A 25,684-nucleotide genomic window follows, 5' to 3' on the forward strand; every position below is an offset into this window, starting at 1 on the left:
TTATCATGAAGTTCTTGGTTTTTTATCCTGGGAAGTTTACGAACCAGGCAGTCGGACTGCCGACTAATGTGATAAATGCACCTCTAAGTATAAGGGAAACCGCGACAAATTAACATCATCTATGAAAAATATGTCAATTTCATTGGCAATCATTGTATAATTAGAACCAGCTAATTTCGTAGGAGCGTGTTTAAATTTATGACCACCAAAGAACGCCTGTCAGCCGCGTTAATCCAAGAATTACAACAAACACCTGTTGATAAAATCACCATCCAAACCTTAGTCGATGACTGTGATCTTACTCGTCAAACATTCTACAATCATTTTGCAGATATCTATGAACTCGTCGAATGGACCGCTGCTCAAGCCACAGCTAAGTCGTTGGCGCACAGTGCTGACTATGATCATTGGCAACACGGCTTTCTCAATGTCATGCAAACGATTCAGGCCAATCAATACTTGATTGAAAATACGTATCAGTCCGCCTATCGCGACTTACTAGAAAAATACATCTATACCGTTCTTTATCAATATATTTTGGTAGTCGTCGATCGCCAGGCCCAAGGGTTAACCGTTGCACAAAAACACAAGGATTTCATTGCCCACTTTTATAGTCTCGCCTTCATTGCCTTAATCTTTGATTGGGTCAAAGACGGACTGAAAACTGATCCACAAGAACTAGTTGACCAAACCGCGGTCCTAATCCAAGGTGATTTTCGCAAGGCCCTTCAACAGTATACCCATTAACTTTACAATTCCCGCGAACTGTCAAAAACTAGACAGTTCGCTTTTTTTGTCAATTGTACCGACGGTTGGGACGACTTATCGTTAAGACAAGTTATAAATCCAATCAAAGAAGGCCATTGATTATGAACATTTATCAAACCATGTATCGTCCTTTAAAACCCGCTGGTATTGATGATCGCCGCGCTAAGATCGTTGGCGGCGGGATTGCCGGTTTAGCCACTGCCGTTTTCTTAATTGACGACGCCCAAATGCCCGCCAAAAATATCACCATTTTGGAAAAGAAACCCGTCATGGGTGGTTCCATGGATGGCACCAAACAAACCGCGGGTTACTTATGCCGCGCGGAACGCGAACTCGAACCTTATATGGAATGTCTCTGGTATCTATGTAGTAAAATTCCATCATTAGAAAATCCCGGCCGTTCCGTTTTGGATGATGTGGTCGACTTTAACCGTGATGAACCCATTCATAGCGAAGCCCGGGTCATTATCAACCAAGGTGAAATTGACAGCCACTACCATGACTACAAATTAGCACCACAATATGCCGAAGCGATGCGGAAAATCATCAGCTCGTCAGAAGAAGAACTTGCCAATAAGCGTCTTGATGAATTCTTCGATGAAGGGTTCTTCAAAACCAACTTCTGGACTTGTTTCCACAGCCAATTGGCTTTCAAACATTATCACAGTGTGACTGAATGCCGTCGCTACTGGCAACGGTTCACTTTCATCACTCGTCATGAATATTTGGAAGGGTTCATTCATACGAAGTACAACGAATACGATGCCATTATTTTACCAATCGAACGCTGGTTAATTGACCAAGGCGTGACTTTTGAAAATGACTTTAATGTCACCGACTTAACTTTTAGTGATCAACAAAATACCGTTAACCAAATTATCGCGACCCAACATGGGCAAGCCGCTAATGTGACTGTCGCACCACAAGATTTGGTTTTCGTTACCACTGGCTCTATTAGTGAAAACAGTACTTTCGGTGATAACCACACCGTTGCAGAAACTAATCGTGATACGACCGACATGGGGACCTTCACTATTTGGCAGAACCTTGCAAAAAAAGACACTAAATTCGGTCATCCTGAAAAGTTCTTAGGTCAAATTGACAAGACTAAATGGATTTCGTTCTTCCCAACCGTTAAAGATTATCCTGAATTCTTCAAACGCATTGAAGACTTATCCGGTAGTCCAGCCGGGACTGGTGGCTTGATGACGTTCAAAGATTCTAACTGGGATCTCTCGTTTGAAATTCATCACAAACCATTCTTCCCCTATCAAGCTGATGACGAAGAAGTTGGTTGGGGCTATGGGCTGTATGGTGAAAATATCGGGAACTACATCAAGAAACGGATGTGGGATTGTACCGGTGACGAAATCATGACCGAATTGCTCTATCACTTGGGCATGTTGGATATCAAAGATGACGTCCTCGCCCACACTTACATGTCGACCGCAATGATGCCATACTGTACCGCACAATTCATGCCACGTGAGCTCGGCGATCGGCCAAAGGTCATTCCTGATGGCTGCACCAACTTAGCGTTACTTGGTCAATTCGTTGAAATTGATGACGATGTGGTCTTCACGGTTGAAACTTCTGTTCGGACTGGTTTAGAAGCCGTTTATGACTTACTTCACTTTGACAAAGCCGTCATCGAAGTTAACCCATCACGCTACGACGTTCGTTACTTACTCGAACGGGTTAAGCGCTTTGCCGGCGTCCATGGTGAAATTACCACCGACGACTTGCCCAAACTTGATCCCGCTCAGTTACCAGCATTACAAGCCAGTTTGCTGAAACTCATCAACGACGTGCCACCGTTCTATCAGATGTACCTCGGTCGCGACCAAACGATTCCACAAAAAGCCGCCGTCTTACATCCTAAAGCACCACGCAGTAAATAGTTCTCTTTAGGTTTCTTGAGTTATGCTAAATTAGTCACCTACGTCAGCCGGCGCCATCACTGGCTGACTCCGGTTAGATTGTTTAATCAAATCTTGTAATCAGCTTTATAACCGAGAGTGCCTTCACATTGAGCCCAGCCGTGAGAGCCTCTAAGCAATAAATTGCTAAGAGGCTGGCGCTTTTGAAACACGGATTTTATGGTTCAAAACGACGGTTCAGACCGTTTTTTGGCTGAACCGGTTCGCCCACAGCGTTCCGACTCAATGTGGGCGAACAGCAGGTGGCAAGATTACCAAATTTTAAATCAGTGATTATTAAACGTAACCTTTAATTAGTTTTATCATTTCCCATAAACGAGGCAGTCCTATTCAGGAGTGTCTCGTTTATTTTTAGCAATTTTTTCATTTTAAGATAGTATTTTCCGACAAAAAAGACTATTCTAGCACTGTACAAAAAATACTGAGTACCTACTCACTATCGGTAGGAATCACTTAGTTTAGGGGTGATGAGCATGGCTCAATCAAAATTAATCACTGACGATTACGCGCAATTAACCGCTACTAAATTTTACGATGACTTACAAACTAAACAAACCGGTTTGACCGCGGCGCAAGCGGCCCAGCGACTACAACAAGTTGGGCCAAACACGATTCAACAAACCCAATCGCGTTCCCAGTTAAAGGCCTTCTTGAAAAACTTTACCAGCCTGATGGCCTTACTGCTGTGGGTCAGCGGCCTTATTGCCATGTTTACCGGAATGCTTGAACTTGGCATTGCCATCTGGGCAGTCAACTTAATTAACGGTTGTTTTAGCTTTTGGCAAGAACATGCCGCTCAAAAGGCCACCGATTCCTTAAAAGCGATGTTGCCGACTTACACGCAAGTTTTACGTGACGGTCAAACGCAACAAATTAATGCCACCGAATTAGTTCCGGGAGATGTTTTTCTAATTCAAGCTGGTAACAGTATCTCCGCTGACGCTCGTATCATGCAAGCGACTAGCCTACAAGTCGACGAATCAGCGTTGACCGGTGAATCCCTAGCCGTTGATAAACAAGCCGCTTATGCCAAAGGTGAAGGCCACTTTGCGGAACGTAATATTGTTTATGCCGGCACTGTTGCGGTTAGTGGCACTGCCACGGCAGTCGCTGTTCAAACAGGCATGCAAACCGAGTTCGGCCAAATTGCAGCGTTAACACAGCATCAAAAAACAACGGTTTCACCACTCACAACCGAGCTCAATCGATTGACCCGTCAAATTTCGTTAATTGCGATCTTAATCGGTCTGGTTTTCTTTGTGGCCGCAATCTTTTTCGTTCACTACCCCATTGCCAAATCGTTTATTTTTGCTTTAGGGATGATCGTGGCTTTCATTCCAGAAGGCTTATTGCCAACCGTCACGCTATCTTTGGCGCAAGGTGTTACCCGAATGTCGAAACGTCACGCCTTAGTTAAAGAACTCAGTAGTGTTGAAACACTTGGTGAAACTACTGTCATTTGTTCTGATAAAACGGGGACATTGACCCAAAATCAAATGACGATTAATCACGTTTGGCTACCGCAACAAACCTACAAAGTTAGCGGCGAAGGTTACGTCAACAATGGACACCTAACCTTAACTGATCAGCCGGTCGATCTAACATCAGACAACGATTTCACCTTACTTTTGCGGATCGCCGCATTAGATAACGATACTGATATTAAACCTGGTCAAACCACTGCTAAGCCTAAAATTATGGGCACGCCGACTGAAGCGGCGCACTTAATTTTGGCGCAAAAAGCCGGCTTAGACTTAGATCAGCTACGACAAACGTATCCACGAATACAAGAATTGCCATTTGATTCTGACCGAAAACGCATGACAACCTTGCATACGCAGCCCGATGGCACCACCGTGATTTATGTCAAAGGGGCTTTGGATAGTACGTTAGCATTGTGTGACACGATTTTAGATCACGGGACTGTACGACCATTAACCACCGCCGACACTGAACGCATCAATCAAGCCAATCAACATTATGCAGCACAGGGGTTACGGTCACTGGCCTTTGCTTATCGACCATTTGATGGCTCACATGACCTCCCAGATGATCCGGCTAACTGTACGATTGCTAACACCGAACAACACTTAACGTTCATTGGCTTGACTGTCATGGCTGATCCGCCACGCCCTGAAATCTACGCGGCCGTTGAAAAATGTCGCCGTGCTCAGATTCGGATCATTATGGTCACCGGTGATAGTCCCCTAACTGCTAAAAGTGTGGCCACTAAGATTGGCATTACCAGCGATCAGGCGCGCGTTGTCACTGGCGATGAACTCAGTGCCATGAGTGATGACGCGTTACAAACGGCCGTTAAAGGTGAAGTCATCTTCGCTCGTGTTGCGCCTGAACAAAAATACCGCATCGTTCAAGCCAACCAGCATAACGGCGAAATTGTTGCGTCAACTGGTGACGGTGTCAATGACGCCCCCGCTTTGAAGCAAGCCGATATCGGGATTGCCATGGGCGTCACCGGTACCGATGTGGCTAAAGATGCTGCCGATATGATTTTGACTGACGATAACTTCGCTTCGATCGTGGCTGCGATTGAAGAAGGTCGAACCGTTTACAGTAACTTACAGAAATTCTTACTCTACATTTTAAACAGCAACGTCCCAGAAGCCATTCCGTCAGTCTTGTTTCTGTTCTCACGTGGTTTAATTCCATTACCTTTAACCGTCATGCAAATTTTGACCGTTGATCTGGGGACTGACATGTTGCCCGCCTTAGGACTAGGCGCAGAAGCCGGTGAACCAGGTGTGATGGATCAACCACCGCGAGCTCGCGATGCGCATCTATTAAATAAGGCTATTATCTGGAAAGCTTTCGGCTGGTACGGCTTGTTTGCCTCAGCACTGTCAACCTTCGCTTACTTCTTCGTCAACTGGACCAATGGCTGGCCGCAAGTTGCTTTATCCGCTAGTGGGAATACGTATGTTTTAGCTACCACCATGACTTTAGCTGCGATTGTCTTTTGTCAAATTGCTGCTGCCATTAACTGTCGAACCACTTATAATTCAGTCTTCACAGTCGGCCTGTTTAGTAACCGGCGCATCTGGTGGGGTATCTTATTTGAAGTCGTTTTACTGGCGGCTTTGATGTATGTGCCAGTATTACAAGGTTTGTTCAACACCACCGCAATCGCTAGTCGTGACTGGGCATTCCTCCTTTGTTTACCAATTCCGTTAGTGTTAATTGAGGAAGGTCGCAAAGCGTTGGTTCGTCATTGGCAAGCTTAATATTGAACTTAATCGCTCCCCGAACAGTCTGATGAGAAACTGTTCGGGGAGCGATTTTTAACAAAAACTTTAAAAAAATGGCACTATACTTCCAAAAAAGATGAAATTCAGTAAAAATGGAAGTATAGTTCCATTTTTGGTCAAACTTCCTCAGAACATTCTCACCCAACTTTTGGCTAAAAATGTTACAATACGGTTACAAAAACTAAAAAGTAGGTGCCAATTTATGCGCAAAGTTCAATTCTATGGTGCGGTTTCCATTGATGGCTACTTAGCGACCACCGACGACCGCCTTGATTGGCTTTTCAAAACCGGCGGGGCCGATCAAGCGCCCACGGCTGAGTTTATGCAGGCAGTCGATACGGCAATCATGGGACGTCGCACGTACGAATATACGATGGAACAAACGACGGACCAACTCATTAATCCCTATAATCCATTAACTAAAAATATTGTGATGACATCCGATCCCCAACCAAGTACCGCGCACACCACATTTACGAACGCTGACATCACCAACGTGGTTAAGCAACTCTTAACTGAGCCAGGGCAAAACATTTGGATTGTTGGCGGTTCAGGCGTTTTAATGCCACTACTAACCGCCGACTTGGTCGATGAACTCTTCATTCAAGTCGCACCCGTACTACTTGGTGATGGGATTCCATTATTTACTAAAGTCGATTACACGCATCGGTTTGAACTTGTTGAAACCAATCATTACGGACAATTAACTGAATTACATTTTCAACGTTAACTAAAAAGCCGGTATGGTTTTGACTTTTAAGTCACGACCATACCGGTTTTTACGTCTAAATTAGGCCTTTTTCTGCGCTGGTTTCGCCTGATGCTGAATCGATTGTCGTAACAAGATCGGTGCAATTAAAGTAGTTAAAATAATCGCCGCGATCACCGCTGAATAGCGATCCGCGGATAACAACTTCCCTTGATACCCAATCTGCGCAATAATTAACGCCATCTCACCACGTGACACCATCCCCGCACCGATTTCATAGCCACTCGTCCAACTAAATCCAGCTAATTTAGCACCAATACCAGCGCCCAATAACTTCGTCACAATCGCTGCCACCGTAATGACCACGATGAACCAGAAGTCGGCCAAAAATCCCTTAAAGGACATATTCAGACCGATGCTGACAAAGAAGACTGGAATAAACACCGCATTCCCAATCGGTTGAATATGGGCATCAATCACTTGTCGATAATCCGTTTGTCCAACCGCGATGCCGGCAAAGAACGCCCCGATCACGGCACTCAATCCGATAAAGTCAGCAAAATAAGCTAGGCCAAAACAAATGACTAACGACATCAAGGTCACCGAAGTTGGCACTAACAGAGCATCACCAATCTTCATTAAGCGCGGCACGATCCACTTCACCACCGCAAATAAGCCAATGAAGAAAGCTGCTTGGATCGCCAATGAAACACCTAGATTAGTTGACGAACTTTCACCAACTTCGCCACCAAATAAACTAATCATCAAGCTTAAAATCAGCACGGCTAACACATCGTCGACAACTGCGGCGCCTAGAATAGTTGTGCCTTCCTTGCCATCAAGGGCATGGAGTTCCTTTAAAACGGCGACAGAAATCGAAACCGATGTGGCCGCAAACGTCACGCCTAAAAATAAACTCTCAATGCTACCTAGATGAAAAAGCTGACTACACCAATCAATCACTACAACTGGTAAAATCACACCCAGAACAGCCACTAATAAACTCGGCCGCCAATACTTTTTCAATAATTGCAGGTCACTTTCAAGACCGGCCATGAACATCAAAATAATTACGCCTAATTCAGCAAAGTTGCTAATAAAACTGGTGGCTGTCACCCACCCCAACAACGCTGGCCCCAACACAATGCCACTCAACAGTTGACCAATGACCGCCGGTAACCCCAAACGCACACTAATATGCCCAGCCACCGCGGTCACAATCAAAATCAAGCTCAAGGTTCCAATATAATCCAAATTTTGCCTCCTAAAAAAGGACACTTCAAAAATTCGACTACCCAACCCAAAAGTAGTCCGAATTCTTGAAGTGTCCTTCAACCGAATGTTTTAACTGTGAAACTCAGTATAGCACATTTTCATTAGTCCTGTCATTGACGGCGGTGCCAACCAACGCTTATAGTAAACTTATTAACGATCACTGAAAGGAAGTTCACCCGTGACGCACTTAGTTGATTTTCGCCAACGTTTTTGGTTTCTCGTTTTTTCCATTTTATTAAATTCTGCCGGTAACGCCCTCACTATTGCGACAAATCTCGGTAGCGCCGTTTGGACAGGGTCTAGTGTTAATCTCGCTAATTGGATTCATGTGCCACTCGGGACAACCTTGCTGCTATATGGCATCGTGGTTACCATCTTGAACCAATTAATGCTCGGTCATTTTGACCGCCGACGCTTTATTTCTAATTTACTCTATATCCTACCGTTCAGTTACTTAGTCGAATTCATTGGTTACTTCTGGCAATGGCTCGGCGTCGGGACCTTGCCACTAGGGATTCGGTTAGTGATTAATCTAATTGGCTTGTTAGCGGTGGCGGCCGCGGTGTCCATTTATCAGCGTTGTAACTTGATTCAACATCCTAATGATGATTTATCTTACATTTTACGATTTCGGTTCTTACATGGTTCTGCCATTATTGCGCAATGGGTCAGCTACTTGCCACCATTAACGATTACCGTGGTAGCCTTATTAGTAACCGGACAGCTGCGGGCGATTGGTATTGGCACTGTATTTGCGCTAGTTGCACAAGGCGCCATCATGGGCTGGTCCGATACGCACGTTTTTCCCAGCTTAAAACATCATGTAGATGTCAGCCAAGCCCACCATCCGGCTTAACAGATTAATTTTAGAGGATTGATGATTAAATGAATTTAACCCAATTAACAAGTCAAATTATTTTGATGTTTGTGTTAATGCTAGTTGGCTTAATGATTAACAAGCTTGGCTTCATGCATGCGCAAACCTCAACTGATTTGACCAATATTTTATTGTACGTTGTTTCACCGTGCCTGATTATTAAGGCTTTTGAACAGACATTCTCCACCACACGCCTGCAAACTTTAGGTCGCGTGATGCTCGGAATTATCATCATCTATGTCTTGATGATCGTGATCACGCAACTGGCCTTTAAGCGGGTCAAGGATCCGAATTTGCGCCGCATTATGCGCTACGGATCGGTTTATTCCAATGCTGGTTTTATGGGGATTCCTCTGACGAGTTCCTTGTTTGGCTCAACTGGGGTTTTCTTTGCAGTTGCCTCATTAGCTGCTTTTAATATCTTTAGTTGGACACATGGGATTACCCTATTTACCGGTCAACAAGGACGCCGACGCGACAACTTAAAACAAATTATCTTGAATCCTAATATTATCGCCATTGTCCTCGGGTTAATCCTATTTGTGACGGCTTTGCCAGTGCCAACCTTTGCCAATCGTGCGATTACCACGGTTAGTTCAATCAACACCCCCTTATCCATGATTGTCATCGGGAATAGTCTTGCCGACGTTAAATTCAATCGTGAAACCCTGGATAAGCGGTTATGGTGGGTCTTGCTATTACGTAACTTAATGTTTCCCTATCTAGCAATCGTCATCTTACAGTTACTTGGGTTAACTGGTGTTCCACTTTTTACCACCGTCTTAATGATGGCTTGCCCGGTCGCTGGTATCGTAGTGTTGTTTACGTTAAAAGTACATGGTGAACCGGGTCCAGCCGTAGCAATTATGAGTCTGTCGACTATCCTTAGTATTGTGACCATTCCGTTAGTATTTGCGTTAGTGAGTTTACATTAAAATCATTGAAAATGGCGTTGCTGGATTTTTTCTGCAACGCCATTTATAATTTTCTCAATTATTTTCACCAACTATGCATCCCACAAGCATAAGCGCCACCACCAAAGAGCAACATCAGACTAAAGACGATTAGGCTACCCATAATCAATACACTAATCATAGAAAGTGCACCATTATGTTGGTCTAAATGCGACTGCACAACATGATATAGCTGATAGCCACCAATGATTAAAACCAACCAACTGATTCCCATTAAAATTCCCATGTTCATCACACCAACTCACACCCCTTCTACCTTAGTATCATACCCATGACTGTCTGATTAAACCGGTTTAACGGCTTGTTTCGGTCAATTAACTAATCTGGACGCGTCCTCAACATTGTCAGCGCGTCTCGGTACTCTGCAACCGCTGCTTCGACTCCACGCATAAAATCTGGTGAAATATCATGATCTTGTAACGTTAGCGTATTCGTCATATCATGTGTCACTTGAATTACTTGACCAACTTGTAAATCTAAATTTCGAATAATTTCTGCTGGCAATTTCAATCCTAATTCCCCACCAATTTCAACAATCTCTGCGTCCGTTTTCATCCCTCCCAAAGTACTTTTAGCTTAGCATGTGCCCACTAAAAAAGCCGGTAATTCCGCTTTGAAATTACCAGCTTGTAAAATTATTGATTTAACGATGTTGCTTGTCGTTTTAGGACATGCGGATAGTGAACGAAATGTGCATAAAACCCGCACACTAAGACAACTACTGCTAAGCCACAAACACCGGTCCAACCAGCAAGTCCCCACAAAAGATTGCCGAAAAATGACCCCATCGCGCCACCTAAAAAGTAGCCAAACATGAAGACCGAGTTAAAGCGACTACTAGCTTTGGGATCAATACTTTGAATCCGGGCCTGATTAGCAACTTGACCAAATTGCGTTCCTAAATCCAGAATAATAATCCCTAAAACTAGCCCCCAAATATGGGTCGCCCATAGACCGAAAACCACATAGGCTATTGTCGACAACACGAGTCCGAGGCCGATAATGGTTCGTGGCTTAAAAATATCCGCTAACCGACCGATTAAAGGCGCCGCTAAGACCCCGGTTACCCCTAATAACGCCAACAGTCCAGCTTCACGACTACCCCACCCATACTGATGTTGGAGATAAAAGACTAGCGTAGCCCAAAAGATATTTGAAACACCAAATAACACAAACCCATTCACCGCTGACGCCCGCAATACTGGATATTGTTTAACTAACTTTGGGACGGTTTTGATCATCGTTCGATAACTCACCGTGGGTGTTGGCCGTGGATCACGTGGCAATTTTCGCCACAAAACGAGCCACAATAAGCCGATCATTACCGCCGCAATTAGATACACCGTTTGCCAAGGTAAATAGCTTGCTAATACGCCACTAACTGTTCGTGATAACAAGACCCCGACCAATAGACCGCTTAACACGTTACCTAGCACGCGCCCACGTTGCCCCGTTGGTGCCAAGAAACCCGCATAAGGAATAATGACTTGTGGTGCTACTGAGGTAATCCCAATCAACAAACTGGCAATGGCATAAATCCAAATATTAGGTGCTAAATAGGCCAGTAATGCCGAAATAATCGCCAATATTAACAATCGCATAATCAGCGTTCGCCGATTGACAATGTCCCCCATCGGCACAATTAGTAGTAGGCCAAATGCATAGCCGAGTTGGGTGATCATTGCCACAGCGCCGACCACGGCATTCGCTAAATTAAATTGTTGTGCAATTTCAGCTTCAATTGGTTGGATATAATTAATATTCGCCACGACAATTGCCGCTGAAATGGCCATTAATAACACGGTACTTTGATTTAAAGATTTTGACTTCACACTAATTTCCTTTCTCAATGCCCAAATAACTGTCAATTTGGAAATTTAGAAAGGCGATTCTACCCGGACGATCAACCAACGTTTTAACTTAAGACTACCCAACAAACTTAGCAGCCGCCGTAAGATCAGTGACCATGTGAGTTGGCCGAGCGGTCCCAACTGGTTGAATTTGACCACGATTGACCCAAATCATCGGCCAACCTAATTGTTCAGCGGGGACAACATCACTGCCATATCCACGAGCAATGTGCCAATGATTCGTGGCCGTTAAACCTAATTGTTGTTCGACAGTTTTAAAGAACGCTAAGTCAGGTTTGTAAGCTTGAACATCTTCGGCCGTAATCACCGCATCAAATGGGACTTGCAGTGCCGCTAAATTAGCTGGCATTAAATCCCATGATGAATTCGACATAATCACTAACTGATAACCTTGATCATGCCAAGCTTGTAAGATTGCCACGACTTCCGGAAATGGTAATAAATGATCATGCACATTTAGACATTCGACATAATGCCGTTCAAACCAGCGTTTTTGATCAAATTGTTGGTCTAAATGTTTTAAGTTCTGCCGAATTAACGTCGCATAATCCAGATATGGTGTCACACTGGTCGGATCATCTTCATAAGCATCATACGCGGCACTAACTTCTTTTCCATCTAGTCCAACGGCATTCGCCAAGTTTTCCAACCATTGATACAACGGATCGGTGTTAATCAAGGTCCCATAACAATCAAACGTTAAAAACTTTGTCATTTTAATGCCCCCAAATATTAATTGATGTCTTAATTCTAACACAGGATTTTATCTCATCACGATAAACCAAATAATAGGCCACTTGTACACAAAGTGCTATACTTGTAAGTTGCATGCATTATTAAAACTGAATATTGAAAGGACTCGATGCAATTATGCCAACTAACAATTCGGCGTTGCCACTAGATGCCGATGGCAAACCTTACCATCGTTCTTGGTTAGTGCTCACGTTACTCGTTGGGACGTTTAGTACGTTCATTACCCAAACGCTGTTAACCACGGCCTTTCCAACTTTGATGTCTTATTTCCATATTTCCGCGACGTCCGTCCAATGGTTAACGACTGGGTTCATGCTGATTATGGGCATTATGATTCCAATCAGTGCCTGGATGTTAACTCGGATCAACTCAAAGATCCTGTACCTAGCCGCGATGGTAATCTTCGGAATTGGGACCATTCTTTCCTATCTTTCCGTTAGTTTCCCAATGTTACTGGTCGCACGAATGATTCAAGCGATGGGCGTTGGGATTTCCGCGCCAGTCTTTCAGACGATTATGTCGTCCGTCTATCCACCTGAAAAGCGTGGTGCCGCGATGGGAACCGCGGGGATCGTCATTGGTCTCGCACCCGCAATTGGGCCAACCTTATCTGGTTGGATTATTGACAATTATAATTGGCGGGCACTATTTCTCTTCATCATGCCCATCAATTTATTGGTCATTATCGTGTCATTCTTTACGTTGCGAAAAGTTTTACCAACTTCTAAACAGCCAATTGATTGGTGGTCCGTCTTAATTTCCACCATTGGATTTGGGAGCATGTTATACGGTTTCTCCTCTGTTGGTGAATCTGGTTGGGGCGATCCGGTCGTCATCGCCACGCTTATCATTGGGATTATCTTTATTGCACTCTTCGTTTGGCGACAATTGCATATGGATCAGCCATTATTGGAATTACGCGTCTTCGCGATTCCAGCATTCACGTTGTCGTCAATTTTGACTGCCCTAGCCTACATGTCGATGATGGGGATTGAAATGATTTTGCCAATGTATATTCAAACGGTTTTAGGTCACTCCGCCATGGATTCCGGGTTAATCTTATTACCTGGCGCCATTATGATGGGGATTATGAGCCCGATTACCGGTCGAATCTTCGATCATATCGGCGCACGCCGCTTAGCAATGACCGGGATGTTACTCTTAACTATGGGGACCGCGTTCTTCTTATCGATTAGTGCGACCACCCCAATCTTGTGGATTATTGTCGTTTATGCGATTCGGATGTTTGGCTTAACGATGGTCACGATGCCGGTAACAACCACGGGGATTAATTCATTACCATTTACCTTAATCTCCCACGGAACTGCCGCTAACAATACGTTGCGTCAAGTTGCTGCATCCATGGGGACCGCCGTGTTAATCAGTGTTTACTCGAGTGTTGCGAAATGGCAAATGCCTGAGCATCACTTATTAACAAAATCTCCATTAGCCTATAAAGATGCCGCCACGACCGCAACCTTAACTGGTTACCATATGGCGTTTATCGTTTCGTTGATCTTTTGTGCGATCGGCTTTGGTCTCACATTCTTCTTGAAATCTCACCACTCTGGTAAGGTGTCCAAGGAGGCGACAAAATGATTTTAATTTTATTGATCTTATTCGTCTTTATCTTCTCTTGGTTGATGATCTTTGTCCCACAAGGTCTCAATCGTAGTATTGGTAATACGATCAGCTTTATCGTGATTGCGGGGTGCTTGATTGCGATTGTCTTAAATGATAATTATCATTGGGGCATGCACCAAGTCACCACCACTAAGACGGAAACGTTGTTACCATTAAAAAATCAACAAACTGCTTTAGGCGTTAAAAAGCTGGGAACTGGTTCTGAAAAGGTGGTCGTTTATCGGACTAGCGTGGAACCTAAAAAGATCCAACATACGTCCGCGACATTAACAACAACGGCTAGCTTGAAAACTGGTACGCCAGCAACTGTTAAAACGGTCACTACTCGTTGGCGGTATCAAGGTCACTGGTCCGAAGTCTTCTTCGGACTTGGGCAAAAGGATGGCCGATTGTCTAAACGTCATTATACGTTCACCATGCCAAAGACTTGGCGAACTATAGTGATTACTAACACTAAATAAGTTGCCTTTAACAAAACTTAAACCGGCGCTAACCACTGAATCGTAAGGAGTTCAGGGTTAGCGCCGGTTATTTTGTGACGAAAAATTGATGTTAATTGAAAATGGATTCAATTTATTTTCATATTTAATGATCTGGTTTGTCATACTTTGAACTGAATTAGACCATTTTTGCTCGGTATAGTTAGTCTATTAAATAAAACGGAATCAAGTCAAAAATATGTATAAAAAAAGCGCCAGACCGAAGTCTGACACTTTTAATAACTAGTTTAAATAATAATTATTTAGCGTAGTTAGTGTTACCTTGGTCAGTAGTACCTGGCAACTTGTCAGCTTGCACGAATTGACTCGTGTAAAGCAAGTTGTAAGTATCACCAAACTTAGCATCCTTAGCTGGTTCACTAGCTAAAGTATACTTGTAGTAACCCTTAACAGAAACACCTTTATCGTTCTTAGCAGTAGTTAACTTGTTACCGATAAGAGTCTTAAGGGCGCCATTGTTTTCTGCAAGAACTGACTTAACAGCAGTAGTAGTCAAAGCTTCACCAGTACGGCCAGTCAAGGCAGCATATTGAGTGTTAGTCAATGATGGTAAAGTGACATTGTCCTTGCTTAATTGAGTATAACCAGTAGTAGTAGGTGCGTCAGCGCTACTTACAGCATCAGAAGCAGTTGAGCTCTTAGCCCAGAATGCTAACTTAGAAGTTGCAGTGGTATATACATGAACAGTAACAGTGTCGCCAAACTTAGCTTTGTTCAAATTGTTGTTGTTGTCAGTTTGATCGAAGCCGTAGCCTGAGCCAACTAATGATGATGAGATTTCGCTGTATAACGTGTTTACGTCAAACTTGCCGTTCTTGTCAGCAGCTTTAACGTTAGCAGTCTTAACAGTCTTACCACTTGCATCAACATAGTTTACAGTAACTTGAGTTGCTGCATCTAATGGAGTAGTAGTAGTCAAAGCACCAGCATATACCCAGCCGTTGATTGTTGGATGTGTAGCATCTTCAACGTAGTAGTATAATGATCCTTCACGAGTCTTGGTTTCAGCCTTAGTAACCTTCAAGATATCGCCCTTGAATGGTGTAGTATTAACAACCATCTTAGATGCTTTATATTGAGTGTTCTTAGGAGCATTCCAAGTAACATTGGCAGTACCAACACTCTTGAAGTAGTAGTTGTTTGTAGTTTCATCAACAGTTAAAGCTTTTTCAGTAGTAGTAGTAGCTGCTTTTAAACCACCAGCAAATGCTGAAGTGCTCTTACCACCGTAGATGTAACCGCGAACGGAACCATCAAATGAAACAACCTTGTAGTATACTGAGCCTTTGCTTGTAGTCAAGACACGGTATGCACGGAAGTAATCCTTTGAACTCTTTGAAGAAGCTAACTTAGCAACAGTTGCTTTTGAAGCAATTGTGCGAGCAGACTTCTTAACAGTCTTAGGATAAGAATAAATGGCATTTGAGCCAGTTGGAACCACGTTACGAGTTGTTGCGTCAGTAGTTAACGTAACATTTGATTTAGTAGTTGTTTTAGTAGCAGCGTTTGCGTTCAATTGAGCAACTGAAGCAAATGACAATGCGGCTACACCAACAAAAACTGATTTAGCTAAAGTAGATTGCATAATCTAAACCCCTCCATAAAATATATGTGTGACACTAACGCCAGACTATTTCGTTTGACGATATAACCTCAACGTGCTTTCAGTATATAGCATATTCCCGGGAGTGTAAACCTTTAACGCCCAAAAAATTTAAGATTCGGTAATTAATGAAACGCTTGTCCCGCTTGAATTTCGTTCCACGAACCACATCAGGTACTCAATCTTTCATGTATAAACCGGCGATGATTGAAAGTTCTTTATGAATCGCTTTCATCAGGGGTTTAACCCCGTTTTAATATCGCTTTTAATCCATCACTTATCAGCTGAATGCCCCACAATTTAGGTGATTGCATTTTAGTTAAATAGCTGTACTAGTTTTGATATGGGTCAAATTTAACTAACGGTTTAATAATAAAACAATTAGAATTAAAACACTCACCACTTGTAATGTCCCCACACCTAAACCATATAAGACTAACTTCTTCCCCGCTTTTAAGAAACCAGCCAGGTTCAACCGTAGTCCAATCGCAGCTAACGCAATAATTTCAAACCAACTACTAATCACATGTGCAACCGTCCCCACGATTGGTGGTAAGTTCACCAAACTATTAATCACACATAGAATTAAGAAGCCAGCAACATACCAAGGTAACCAGCGACCGCTACCGTTACCACTAATTTGCGCATCTTGAGCGACTTCGGTTGCTAAGTGCCGTTGATGCAACCGACCAAAGATCAACACGACGACGACCAACATCATAATCCGCATTATTTTAAAGATCGTGGCATATTGCACAGTGGCTTGGTTCACCATACTAGCAGCAGCGACAACTTGCCCAACAGATTGCAAGGTGCCTCCAATTAGGGCCCCCTTCAAAATTGAGTTGCCACCAAATAAGCCCATGCCTAACCAAGGTAACGTCAACATCAAGACCGTTCCCATCAAGTTAACCAGTGTGATGATCATCCCTTTATCATCTTCATCGGCTTCAATCACCGGTGCAATCGAGGCAATGGCCGATGACCCACAGACGGCATTTCCTCCGGCCATTAATAGCCGTTTTGATTCCCCAAAACCAAGTTTTTTCCCTAACCACAAGGCTCCGACAATCGTGATGGTCATCTGACACAAAATCAAGACAATCCCACCACCGCCGATTTTGCCAATCGTTTGAAAGGTCATCGTTGCCCCTAACAACATAACCGAATATTCCAACAGCTTGCTTTCGGCGAACTTGGTCCCGTAAGCCAATCCCGGTTGTTTTAAAATCGTATTCCCTAACACAATCCCAATTAAAATTGCAATCGTCGCCGCTCCTAATGTGGGAATAAATATCGCCACCACTTGACTAATAACGGCAATCACTAAGCTCGCAATTAGTCCGGATAAATTTCGTTGCATCGTTTGAATCATTTTCTCCACTCCTCTTGCCTTCGATAGTTATTAGTATATCGGGTTGATTTACATTTGAGAAATAAATCTTTAGAATAGTAACTATTCAGAATATTAATAGAAGGAAATAAAAAAATGTTTAAACACTTACAAACATTCAAAACGGTTTACGAAACACGTAACTTCTCACACGCGGCTGAGCAACTCTTCATCTCACAGCCCACAGTCTCCACCCAAATCAAGCAATTAGAAAGTGAACTCAATACAACGCTTTTCACGCGTAATGGTCGCCAAGAGATTCTACCAACTGCTAGTGGCACTCAACTCTATCATCAGGCTCAAAAACTGCTTGAAGAATGGGCCGCAACCAAACAGTCGCTTCAAACGACGCCAGCAACTAATCGCATCACGTGCCGAATTGCGGCTTCGCATACGACAGCCAGTGTCGTCTTACCAACATTGTTACAACAATTGGCACCGATTAGTGATCATTACAATTTTCAGGTTACCTTAGCCAATTCGACCAAGATTCTCACCCAAATGACCCAACACAAACTTGATTTCGGTCTCGTTGAAAAACCGATCGTCACAGACCGTATTCATCGGTTAGCTTTTGGGCAAGATGACTTGGTGCATGCTGGTGACTTTGCCAGTCCACTCTGGCTCATCCGTGAACCGAACTCTGGCGTCCGTCATTACACCGACGCTTACTTAAAAGCGCACAATATTAAGCCAGCCCAAGCAATGGTCATTCACAGTAATCAGATTATTGCGGACTTGCTCAGCCAAGGTGTTGGTCAATCGATTATTTCTAAGCATGTGGTCGCACCCGACGTGCCGACTGCTAGCCTAAGTGCCAATTATCATCGTCAATTTTACTTATTAACCCAAGCAGACACTGATCCCAGCTTGCAACCGATTCAAACACAGATCACTCAAAGTTTACAAAAGTTAGCGTAATCGAAAACGGTCGCGCCACTTAGGCCCGACCGTTTTCTTGAGGGAGTTATCTTGGTACTTTAATATTTTGGCTAATGCTTTGATGCGGGCATTAGCCAATTTTTTATTGTTTAGCTTTCTGATTTTGGCTAAAAGTACCCATGCCCTTGCCAAAAAGTCTTCGCCTTCACCCACGTCCCATAGCGTGAGGCGACGTACATATTCGCCACATATTCCTGGTTAGCGGCTGATAGATCACCACCAAGGTATGACTTAGTCAGCTGATACTTGCCATAATATAAGCCATTAACTGCGGTATAAGAATTGCCAGACTCTTTCAACGCAATATATTTTTTAGCGGCATTTTCACTGGCCGTCGAATATGGATTATGGCCGGATTTTAAATAGCCCCGCCAGATCCAACCACCGTGTTTGCCATTACCAGAGACCACATGATAATAAATGCGATACTTCCCGGTACTTTTAACTTGCACCTTTTCATGCATATCGGTGGTCCACGTTGTATTTGGATTACGCTTCATATAGTTCCAGCGGTAACCCAAATGATGTGAATACCGTGCCCCACTGAACGTATAGTATGTATGCTTTCCCATCGACTTACGCCAAATTAATTTTACACTGTTACTGCGGCTAGCCGAATAAGAACTAGCTTGTGCCAGCACTGGCACTGCACTTAACATGGTCATTCCTAGCGCCCCCAACGCCAATTGTTTCATGATTTTGTGAGCTAACTTCAATTTAATCACCTATATCTATGTTTTTTGGTAAATTGTCTATTGTATGAATGACTTTTGATATAAATATCCTAATATAAAAATATTAATAATGGGGCGATGACGTGAGATGTTAAACGAGCTGTAATCTGTGTGTAAATTTTTGTCATCAAAACACAAAACTTTAATCTAAAAAAAATAAAAAAGGCGTTTGGAAATTAATCCAAACGTCGAACTTAAATTACATCAGTTGTTGCCATTGTTGCCAGACAGTCGCTTCGCTGAATTGTGTACTACTCCGATAAGCCCCATCAATCAGCTTTTGTTGCCGCCGGGGATTCTCTAACGTTCTCACTAAAGCCGTCACCAATTGGTCAATTGCACCGGCTTTAACCAAATAACCATTAGTCCCTGATTTAATCACTTCTTGTGGCCCGTAATTAATATCATAAGCAATCACCGGCACCCCGTGACTTAACGCTTCAACCAGCGATAGTGGTTGCGCATCACTCACCCCGGTATAGACATAAGCCCCAGCTTGATCATAAACAGCCGCCAAGTCCGGCTGATAACCCGCAAAGGTAACCACATCGGTTAATTGCAATTGCTTAACCTGTGCTTTTAAATCATTTAACGCCCCACCATATCCATAAATCCTCAAAGTCGCATCGGCAATATGGTGGCGGACTTGTTGAAACGCAGTGATCAGCTGATCAACTTGCCGTTCTTGATCAAGCCGACCGGTATAAATAATCTGATGGGCTTGCCGTTCACGCAACCGAATTTGTGGTCGTTGTGCCTGACTCGTTGGCACTACTGCCGCAGAAATATGGTAGATCGGTCGAGCTGGTCGACCACCCAGCCATTGTGTTAAGTCTTGGCGTTGTTGATCAGTGCTCGTAATCAGTCCGTCCAACTGTTCTAAATGCTCATGAATCCCATAAACGTAAGCATTATTCAAATTCGAATAAACTTGATCAGCCGGATCAATCGCATGTGTCGTTGGCAACCACAAGTATTTTTTAGCTGGTGTCTGCATATTAATCACCGGCCATTGCGTGGCTAGTGGCCGATCCGCGATAAACGTATTGCGATTACCATTAGCGAGATTCAACTCATCTAAGAAGAAACGGAACCACTCATCTTCATTATTGAAATAATAATCTTGCCCTTGATAATTAATCAATTTGCACAATGACACCACATTAGCGCCCGCATCATTATGCGTATAGTATTGTTCGGCTAAGCGGCGACCGTCAAGATGATAGAATACATCACTGATGGGTTCTTGGGCTGGTGAAAAGAATTCATCACGAGCTTTAAAGCCGCGTTCGTCATAATCCGTTCGTTGCACCAAATTACCAAACGTATCAAAGATTTCGACAAAGTACACATGACCAACTGTACTCGGGACAAAATGAACTTTAGCCACTAATCGATCACCATCATGAACTTCACTCACATTAGGATTTGGTTTAATCGTATAATCAGCCGGCCAATTGAGATCTTCTATCTTCATCACACGACTCGGAATCGTCTCTGAACCGCGGAAGAAATCAAACAAATTCACAACTTGGTCATCGGCTAACTTAAACCGCCGCATATTTTGGTGTAAGAGCCCATCAAAATGCCGAATGACTAATTTAGCGGGGGTCTGTTGGTCAGCGAATAATTGAAGTCGTTTAAACTCAGCATGTTCAACACCCGAATTTAACGCCATTAAATATTGATTCACAAAATAAAACATGCGCCTAATCCTCCTGATAGAATTGCTTGGCTGCGGCCATTAACGGTTGCCATTGTTGCCAAACCGCCTCACTAGAATATCGATTAGCATCGGCATAAGCATTAGCACTGTACGTTTGTCCCTTTTCGTCATCACTCAATAAAGCTATCATCGCTTCGGCCAACGCCTTGACATCGTTTACCGGCACTAACTCACCATCGCGTCCCGGTTGAATAATCGCTTGCGGGCCATATTTGACGTCATACGCAATTTGAGGCACGCCATGTGATTGACCTTCCAATAAAGCCAAGGCAAACCCTTCTGCTCGTGACGTTAACAAAGCCAGTTGGGCATGATCGTAAACCGTCGCAATATCTTGCGTGTAATCGTTGAAAGTGACTGCCGCCGTTAAATGTAAGTCTTGGACTAGTTGCCGTAACTTTTTACCTGTATCTCCATTGGCATAACCCCAGAACTCAAGCGTCGTATAGGGCAGTTTTTGATGAACTTGTTGAAAGGCCCGAATAGCTTGATCCTGTTGTTTTTCTTCTGATAAACGCGCAACAAAAATAAGTTTACCGGGCGTTCGTTCTGACCATGGTACAGCCGGTGCCTGCAAGGTGTCATCAGGCACCACACCGACCGGAATCGTATAAACGGGGACTTTTTTCCCGTAACGCTCACTAAAGTCAGCCGTTTGCTGTGGTGTGGCCGCCGCTACCCCTTGCCAAGCGGACAAGTTATTTAAGGCATAAGCATAATTATAATTCAGCGTCGCCGTTTGTGGATGGGCCGGATCATTGACGTGATTACTATGTAAGTACATCACTTTGAACGCTTTCGTCCGCATACGCAATGTCGAATACGCCAACTCATAGGTCCGATCGACAATAAAGACCGACTGTGGCGTTTGCCGATTGAGTTCATCTAAGAAGAACCGCGTCATGGCCTGTTCACCAGTAAACGACCAATCTTGGCCATGATAATTGATGAAACGATACAGTGAGTTTTGCGTCACATTTTGTCGATCCGGCATATGGAAGGTTTGATAAACCACGTCGCCTTGCGGATTAAAAACCTGTTCACTCGCCACTTGACCGTCAGCCGTGTAGAACTGTTCAAGGCCTTTAAAACCACGCGTATCATACCAATCCGTTTTGACAAGATGACCAGCTTGATCAAATAATTGCACATTATTAAGCTGCTGATGGTCTGGTGCAAACGTATTGACGCGCATCAATAAATGATCTTGTTGATGCACTAAATAATGATCGCCTTCCGCTTGCACCGTTAAACTCGCTGGCAAATGCAAGTCGGCAATCGTGAGCTTAACCGGGTGAAAATCCGTTGACTGTTGAATGAAATCAAATAAATTAATCTGGTTTTCTTCTGCAATGCCCGCCGTTTTCAAGGTTCGATGCAAAGCCAACGCAAAAAAGCGTGTGACAATTTTAGCCGGTACTTGATGTTGATTAAACAATGCCAGCCGTTTCATTTCGGCATGTTCAATGCCTGATTTTTTCGGGTTGATGCTTGTATTGACAAAGTAGTACATGCTAGCCGCCCCTTTTCAAAATTCCATCTGAATACTTTGCATTATAGCAAACTTCATTCTTTAACTACGTGATTAACCCATGAGTTTAATGCTTTCCTAGCAATTATTTTTATGATATTAGTGTTTTTCTTCTATATTATAGCGCTAGTTAAATCATCAAAATTAACTGCGCAAATAAGTTTAATAAGTTCATTCATATGTTACAGTACGTTACAATAATCGCCTTTTATTACAAATTGTCACTTAAAACGTAATATCCTGTTGATTGTCCTGAAACATTCACCCGTTATACTAGGTTTTGTTGTTTGGTTGACGCACCCAAATGATGCGCCAAGCAATTTATCGTAAATGGAAGTTATCCAAGACAAAATACAGGAGTGAATTAATTTATATGAAGATTAAAAGTTTACTATTATCGACCGTTGCCGCAGCTGGTTTGTTCGCAATCGGTACAACTGCCGCTAACGCTGATACAGTGACCGTTAAATCTGGTGACACGGTGGCTTCAATCGCCACCACGTACAACACAACTGTTTCTGCAATTGAAAAAGCCAATAACTTAAGCAACGTTAACTTAATCTACGTAGGCGACCAATTGGAAGTTAATGGGACGAGCACAACCAGTTCAACGTCTACCACTAACTATTCAACGACCGCTAACACGACGAACAGTGCTAACACTAGCGCAACTACTACTAATAACAATACAACTAGTCAAAGTAGCACTGCAAGTAACACGAGTGCCACAACGAGCTCAACTGGAACTAGTTCATCAAGCACTAGTACCACGAGTTCAACGTCTAGCTCTGATTCATCAGCAAAAGCTTGGATCGCTAGCAAGGAATCTGGTGGCTCATATACCGCTTCAAATGGTAACTACTATGGTAAATATCAATTAAGTAAATCATACTTAAATGGCGACTACTCTGCCGCTAACCAAGAAAAAGTAGCAAACAGCTATGTTTCCTCACGTTACGGCTCATGGGCCGCAGCTAAGGCACACTGGCTTGCTAATGGTTGGTATTAAGATTTAGCCGACTAACAACGAAACGCGCCGCATCCTTTAATTAGGATGCGGCGCGTTTCGTTGTTAAACTAGCTCATCAGTCTGTATAGCCGCCTTTGCTTTTCGTTCGGCGTCAACTTGTGCTTCCAATGCTCTGAGTTCAGCCATTTCTTTTTCATACCAATCAGGCCCCATGTAAAGCCGTGAGCTCATTCTTAACGTATAATCATCACTTCGTAGCATTATCAGTGACCTCCATTATTATTCATTAACACCATATTTCAATTTTCTTATATAGTTACTAAAAACTGGATTCGTCTTTATTATATCAAATACTGGCAGATTAATATTATTTAGCCTTTCAGCATCACTACGAAATGCCGACAAAAAGTTAATGGCACCCACAACTATTTGAGACTCACTTTGACTAATTAAAGCCTGCCACAAACAAAATTTAGCATCATCAGTCGGAAAATTCCGATCTATAACATCAATCATTTCTTGATAATCTTCAATTTCAAAAATTACATTTGCAAAATAATATGAAAGCCAAATATTAAACATATCAATCAAACATTCATCATAATCTCCGGCCTTAATTGCGCAGATCACTAGATAGTCATATATCTGTCTAACGGACTGTGGCTGTACACGTAGATAATTTATCAATAAACGATTAAGTTTATCCCGATAAATTGCCGCTTGACACTGCTTATCTTTTTTGACATTCAGTAAGTACAAATCAATCCCCAGATTAAAAATCGTATCAATCACCCATAGCACTTTGTCTTCACTAATGATCACAGCTTCCCCAACCATGGCCTCTGAATCCAACCGGACCATTTTTTTAGTTGCAACCCCATTATTATGCACATAAATATTCCGTAATTCAAAAATCTGTGCAATCTTTTCCTGATAAGACTGTAATACCGGAATTTGCTTAAAATGCCGCACTTTTGTCTGCGTACATATTTCTAAATAAGTCTCTAACCAAGCCGTTACTGAAGCATATTGACGATCACGAATTAAACTTTCAACCAATTCAGCGTGCATATTATCAATACTCCCAGCCGCTAATAATTGTTCAAAGGTTAAAGTCCGTTTAGCGACGTAGGCTTGCTTTTGATAAACATGACTTAATTCAAACCGTAATAGATCCCCAATAAAGATCTCAAAAATACTGCAAGCATTAATCACTAATAAAGTGAATTGCTTTTGTAGTTCCTCATTGGCCTGTTGGCGCGCCTGCTTAATACGCAATAAAAGCAATCGGACATAATCATTATTGGTATCTAGCCACTCACCACTATCACCTTGCATTAGATGATCATAAATAAACTGAGTTTCTTCATCCATCACTACGGGATCTTGCAACGTTGTTTTCTTTAATGCGATAGCCTGTCTCAACGGTTTTAACTCGCCATCATTTTGTTCATAAATACTTTCTGTTAAGCCTCGCTTCAAGGCAAACAAATCTGTATCTTGCATCACCATCATGCTAACCACAAATGTTTCAAAAATTTGAAAATGTTTCCCCAATAACACCTTGTCCATTTTGCGTTCCCCCTTAACACTCGGTTAGGGTTTGATCATAACATGCCTTTGACTTACAAAACCGACTTCATCATAATTTTAGGGAACATTAGTTCGATTGTAATGTTAACCGATATTGACGTGGTGTTTGGCCGAATTGTTGTTTAAAACACGTGCTAAAATAGGCACTGCTTTGAAACCCACATTTTTGGGCAATCACTTTACTTGAAAGTGTCGTGGTCAATAATAACAGTTGCGCTTGTTGCAACCGCACTTGCTTCAACGTGGTTAATGGCGTTTGTCCAGTTTCAGCACGATACACATGTTGTAAATAACTAGGGGCCCCATGGGCGAGTTGCGCTAACTTGGCTAATGGCAATGGTTCAGCGTAATGGGTCTTAATCAAGTCATCGATTGTCGCCACCCAACTAGCCGATGTTACCGCTAAACCAGCGGGCCGGCATCGTTTGCATGGACGAAAACCAGCTGCCATCGCTGCTGTAGCCGTTGGAAAAAGCTGCACGTGCTCGTGCCGTGGCACACGCGAATGACAACTTGGGCGACAAAAAATCCCGGTACTGGTGACCCCATAAAAAAATTGACCATCTGCGGTGGCATCGTTTGTTTGAATAGCGCGCCATTGCTCAGTCGTCATCA

Annotated in this window: 23 protein-coding genes and 1 riboswitch; of the genes, 10 read left to right on the plus strand and 13 right to left on the minus strand. The window is 43.1% G+C overall.

The window, feature by feature from the left end; translation table 11 throughout:
* Window positions 1–8: 8 nt before the first annotated feature.
* Window positions 9–53, minus strand: a riboswitch (PreQ1 riboswitch).
* A gap of 145 nt (window positions 54–198) precedes the next feature.
* The 4 genes from FFM84_RS13545 (at window position 199) to FFM84_RS13560 (ending at window position 6,704) form a co-directional block, all read left to right on the plus strand.
* Entirely contained in the window at window positions 199–747 is a 549-nt protein-coding gene (locus tag FFM84_RS13545; protein WP_130845815.1) for a TetR/AcrR family transcriptional regulator, read from the plus strand.
* A 122-nt stretch (window positions 748–869) separates the two neighbouring features.
* The gene (locus FFM84_RS13550; protein ID WP_130845816.1) at window positions 870–2,669 is read left to right on the plus strand and encodes an oleate hydratase; all 1,800 of its coding nucleotides are present in this window, start codon (window positions 870–872) and stop codon (window positions 2,667–2,669) included.
* 512 nt (window positions 2,670–3,181) lie between these two features.
* Window positions 3,182–5,950: a cation-translocating P-type ATPase gene (locus FFM84_RS13555; protein ID WP_225425320.1), complete on the plus strand. Its 2,769-nt coding sequence runs from the start codon at window positions 3,182–3,184 to the stop codon at window positions 5,948–5,950.
* Between the two features lie 226 nt (window positions 5,951–6,176).
* A complete protein-coding gene (locus tag FFM84_RS13560) occupies window positions 6,177–6,704 on the plus strand; it encodes a dihydrofolate reductase family protein (protein ID WP_130845818.1) in 528 nt (175 codons plus the stop codon).
* Between the two features lie 60 nt (window positions 6,705–6,764).
* Here FFM84_RS13560 and FFM84_RS13565 read toward each other — a convergent pair whose 3' ends face one another.
* Window positions 6,765–7,937, minus strand: a complete 1,173-nt coding sequence (locus FFM84_RS13565) for a cation:proton antiporter (RefSeq protein ID WP_130845819.1) — start codon at window positions 7,935–7,937, stop codon at window positions 6,765–6,767.
* A 199-nt stretch (window positions 7,938–8,136) separates the two neighbouring features.
* On the opposite strand from FFM84_RS13565, the gene FFM84_RS13570 reads away from it, so the two are divergent.
* Together FFM84_RS13570 and FFM84_RS13575 are read left to right on the plus strand one after the other, a co-directional pair.
* Entirely contained in the window at window positions 8,137–8,814 is a 678-nt protein-coding gene (locus tag FFM84_RS13570) for a YczE/YyaS/YitT family protein (protein WP_130845820.1), read from the plus strand.
* A gap of 29 nt (window positions 8,815–8,843) precedes the next feature.
* On the plus strand, window positions 8,844–9,770 hold the full coding sequence (locus tag FFM84_RS13575; RefSeq protein WP_130845821.1) for an AEC family transporter: 927 nt from the start codon (window positions 8,844–8,846) through the stop codon (window positions 9,768–9,770).
* A 64-nt stretch (window positions 9,771–9,834) separates the two neighbouring features.
* On the opposite strand, the gene FFM84_RS13580 is transcribed toward FFM84_RS13575, so the two are convergent.
* The 4 genes from FFM84_RS13580 to FFM84_RS13595 all read right to left on the minus strand — a co-directional run bounded on the left by FFM84_RS13580 (window position 9,835) and on the right by FFM84_RS13595 (window position 12,395).
* Window positions 9,835–10,041 (minus strand): hypothetical protein, encoded by a 207-nt coding sequence (locus FFM84_RS13580; RefSeq protein ID WP_130845822.1) that lies wholly within the window; start codon window positions 10,039–10,041, stop codon window positions 9,835–9,837.
* A gap of 86 nt (window positions 10,042–10,127) precedes the next feature.
* Window positions 10,128–10,364: a hypothetical protein gene (locus FFM84_RS13585; RefSeq protein WP_130845823.1), complete on the minus strand. Its 237-nt coding sequence runs from the start codon at window positions 10,362–10,364 to the stop codon at window positions 10,128–10,130.
* A gap of 80 nt (window positions 10,365–10,444) precedes the next feature.
* Complete coding sequence (locus FFM84_RS13590; protein WP_130845970.1) at window positions 10,445–11,641, minus strand: MFS transporter; 1,197 nt, start codon at window positions 11,639–11,641, stop codon at window positions 10,445–10,447.
* Between the two features lie 94 nt (window positions 11,642–11,735).
* Window positions 11,736–12,395: an HAD family hydrolase gene (locus FFM84_RS13595; RefSeq protein ID WP_130845824.1), complete on the minus strand. Its 660-nt coding sequence runs from the start codon at window positions 12,393–12,395 to the stop codon at window positions 11,736–11,738.
* Window positions 12,396–12,550: 155 nt separating this feature from the next.
* Between FFM84_RS13595 and FFM84_RS13600 the strand changes: the two genes are divergently transcribed.
* On the plus strand, window positions 12,551–14,032 hold the full coding sequence (locus FFM84_RS13600; protein WP_130845825.1) for an MDR family MFS transporter: 1,482 nt from the start codon (window positions 12,551–12,553) through the stop codon (window positions 14,030–14,032).
* A complete protein-coding gene (locus tag FFM84_RS13605) occupies window positions 14,029–14,538 on the plus strand; it encodes a DUF4811 domain-containing protein (protein ID WP_130845826.1) in 510 nt (169 codons plus the stop codon). Before FFM84_RS13600 ends, FFM84_RS13605 begins: the two co-directional genes overlap by 4 nt.
* Window positions 14,539–14,815: 277 nt before the next feature.
* Here the strand turns inward: FFM84_RS13605 and FFM84_RS13610 are convergent, their stop codons facing one another.
* Both FFM84_RS13610 and FFM84_RS13615 read right to left on the minus strand, forming a co-directional pair.
* Entirely contained in the window at window positions 14,816–16,162 is a 1,347-nt protein-coding gene (locus FFM84_RS13610) for a hypothetical protein (protein WP_130845827.1), read from the minus strand.
* A 376-nt stretch (window positions 16,163–16,538) separates the two neighbouring features.
* Window positions 16,539–17,555, minus strand: coding sequence for a YeiH family protein (locus FFM84_RS13615; protein ID WP_165444397.1), 1,017 nt, complete (start codon window positions 17,553–17,555; stop codon window positions 16,539–16,541).
* Between the two features lie 114 nt (window positions 17,556–17,669).
* Between FFM84_RS13615 and FFM84_RS13620 the strand changes: the two genes are divergently transcribed.
* Window positions 17,670–18,494, plus strand: coding sequence for a LysR family transcriptional regulator (locus FFM84_RS13620; RefSeq protein WP_130845828.1), 825 nt, complete (start codon window positions 17,670–17,672; stop codon window positions 18,492–18,494).
* Window positions 18,495–18,622: 128 nt separating this feature from the next.
* Here FFM84_RS13620 and FFM84_RS13625 read toward each other — a convergent pair whose 3' ends face one another.
* The 3 genes from FFM84_RS13625 to FFM84_RS13635 form a co-directional block, all read right to left on the minus strand.
* A complete protein-coding gene (locus FFM84_RS13625; protein ID WP_130845829.1) occupies window positions 18,623–19,180 on the minus strand; it encodes an aggregation-promoting factor C-terminal-like domain-containing protein in 558 nt (185 codons plus the stop codon).
* 268 nt (window positions 19,181–19,448) lie between these two features.
* Window positions 19,449–20,954, minus strand: coding sequence for an accessory Sec system glycosyltransferase Asp1 (asp1, locus tag FFM84_RS13630; protein ID WP_130845830.1), 1,506 nt, complete (start codon window positions 20,952–20,954; stop codon window positions 19,449–19,451).
* A 4-nt stretch (window positions 20,955–20,958) separates the two neighbouring features.
* Window positions 20,959–22,488: a glycosyltransferase gene (locus tag FFM84_RS13635; protein ID WP_130845831.1), complete on the minus strand. Its 1,530-nt coding sequence runs from the start codon at window positions 22,486–22,488 to the stop codon at window positions 20,959–20,961.
* 391 nt (window positions 22,489–22,879) lie between these two features.
* Here FFM84_RS13635 and apf point away from each other — a divergent pair, with 391 nt between their 5' ends.
* Window positions 22,880–23,515: an aggregation-promoting factor gene (gene apf, locus FFM84_RS13640; RefSeq protein ID WP_130845832.1), complete on the plus strand. Its 636-nt coding sequence runs from the start codon at window positions 22,880–22,882 to the stop codon at window positions 23,513–23,515.
* Window positions 23,516–23,578: 63 nt separating this feature from the next.
* On the opposite strand, the gene FFM84_RS16185 is transcribed toward apf, so the two are convergent.
* From FFM84_RS16185 to FFM84_RS13650, 3 genes are all read right to left on the minus strand, one after another.
* Entirely contained in the window at window positions 23,579–23,737 is a 159-nt protein-coding gene (locus FFM84_RS16185; protein WP_165444399.1) for a hypothetical protein, read from the minus strand.
* An 18-nt stretch (window positions 23,738–23,755) separates the two neighbouring features.
* Window positions 23,756–25,048, minus strand: coding sequence for a hypothetical protein (locus tag FFM84_RS13645; protein WP_130845833.1), 1,293 nt, complete (start codon window positions 25,046–25,048; stop codon window positions 23,756–23,758).
* Window positions 25,049–25,136: 88 nt separating this feature from the next.
* A complete protein-coding gene (locus FFM84_RS13650) occupies window positions 25,137–25,682 on the minus strand; it encodes an Ada metal-binding domain-containing protein (protein ID WP_130845972.1) in 546 nt (181 codons plus the stop codon).
* Between the last annotated feature and the right edge of the window lie 2 nt (window positions 25,683–25,684).

The organism is Lactiplantibacillus mudanjiangensis (genome assembly GCF_005405385.1).
In the GTDB taxonomy this organism is placed as follows: Bacteria; Bacillota; Bacilli; order Lactobacillales; family Lactobacillaceae; genus Lactiplantibacillus; species Lactiplantibacillus mudanjiangensis.

Bases quoted from the DNA above. Each gene is read 5' to 3' on its own strand.
- FFM84_RS13545 (WP_130845815.1), top strand. From the start codon at position 199: ATGACCACCAAAGAACGCCTGTCAGCCGCGTTAATCCAAGAATTACAA.
- FFM84_RS13550 (WP_130845816.1), top strand. From the start codon at position 870: ATGAACATTTATCAAACCATGTATCGTCCTTTAAAACCCGCTGGTATT.
- FFM84_RS13555 (WP_225425320.1), top strand. From the start codon at position 3,182: ATGGCTCAATCAAAATTAATCACTGACGATTACGCGCAATTAACCGCT.
- FFM84_RS13560 (WP_130845818.1), top strand. From the start codon at position 6,177: ATGCGCAAAGTTCAATTCTATGGTGCGGTTTCCATTGATGGCTACTTA.
- FFM84_RS13575 (WP_130845821.1), top strand. From the start codon at position 8,844: ATGAATTTAACCCAATTAACAAGTCAAATTATTTTGATGTTTGTGTTA.
- FFM84_RS13580 (WP_130845822.1), bottom strand. From the start codon at position 10,041: ATGAACATGGGAATTTTAATGGGAATCAGTTGGTTGGTTTTAATCATT.
- FFM84_RS13585 (WP_130845823.1), bottom strand. From the start codon at position 10,364: ATGAAAACGGACGCAGAGATTGTTGAAATTGGTGGGGAATTAGGATTG.
- FFM84_RS13595 (WP_130845824.1), bottom strand. From the start codon at position 12,395: ATGACAAAGTTTTTAACGTTTGATTGTTATGGGACCTTGATTAACACC.
- FFM84_RS13600 (WP_130845825.1), top strand. From the start codon at position 12,551: ATGCCAACTAACAATTCGGCGTTGCCACTAGATGCCGATGGCAAACCT.
- FFM84_RS13605 (WP_130845826.1), top strand. From the start codon at position 14,029: ATGATTTTAATTTTATTGATCTTATTCGTCTTTATCTTCTCTTGGTTG.
- FFM84_RS13610 (WP_130845827.1), bottom strand. From the start codon at position 16,162: ATGCAATCTACTTTAGCTAAATCAGTTTTTGTTGGTGTAGCCGCATTG.
- FFM84_RS13615 (WP_165444397.1), bottom strand. From the start codon at position 17,555: ATGATTCAAACGATGCAACGAAATTTATCCGGACTAATTGCGAGCTTA.
- FFM84_RS13620 (WP_130845828.1), top strand. From the start codon at position 17,670: ATGTTTAAACACTTACAAACATTCAAAACGGTTTACGAAACACGTAAC.
- FFM84_RS13625 (WP_130845829.1), bottom strand. From the start codon at position 19,180: ATGACCATGTTAAGTGCAGTGCCAGTGCTGGCACAAGCTAGTTCTTAT.
- asp1 (WP_130845830.1), bottom strand. From the start codon at position 20,954: ATGTTTTATTTTGTGAATCAATATTTAATGGCGTTAAATTCGGGTGTT.
- FFM84_RS13635 (WP_130845831.1), bottom strand. From the start codon at position 22,488: ATGTACTACTTTGTCAATACAAGCATCAACCCGAAAAAATCAGGCATT.
- apf (WP_130845832.1), top strand. From the start codon at position 22,880: ATGAAGATTAAAAGTTTACTATTATCGACCGTTGCCGCAGCTGGTTTG.
- FFM84_RS16185 (WP_165444399.1), bottom strand. From the start codon at position 23,737: ATGCTACGAAGTGATGATTATACGTTAAGAATGAGCTCACGGCTTTAC.
- FFM84_RS13645 (WP_130845833.1), bottom strand. From the start codon at position 25,048: ATGGACAAGGTGTTATTGGGGAAACATTTTCAAATTTTTGAAACATTT.
- FFM84_RS13650 (WP_130845972.1), bottom strand. From the start codon at position 25,682: ATGACGACTGAGCAATGGCGCGCTATTCAAACAAACGATGCCACCGCA.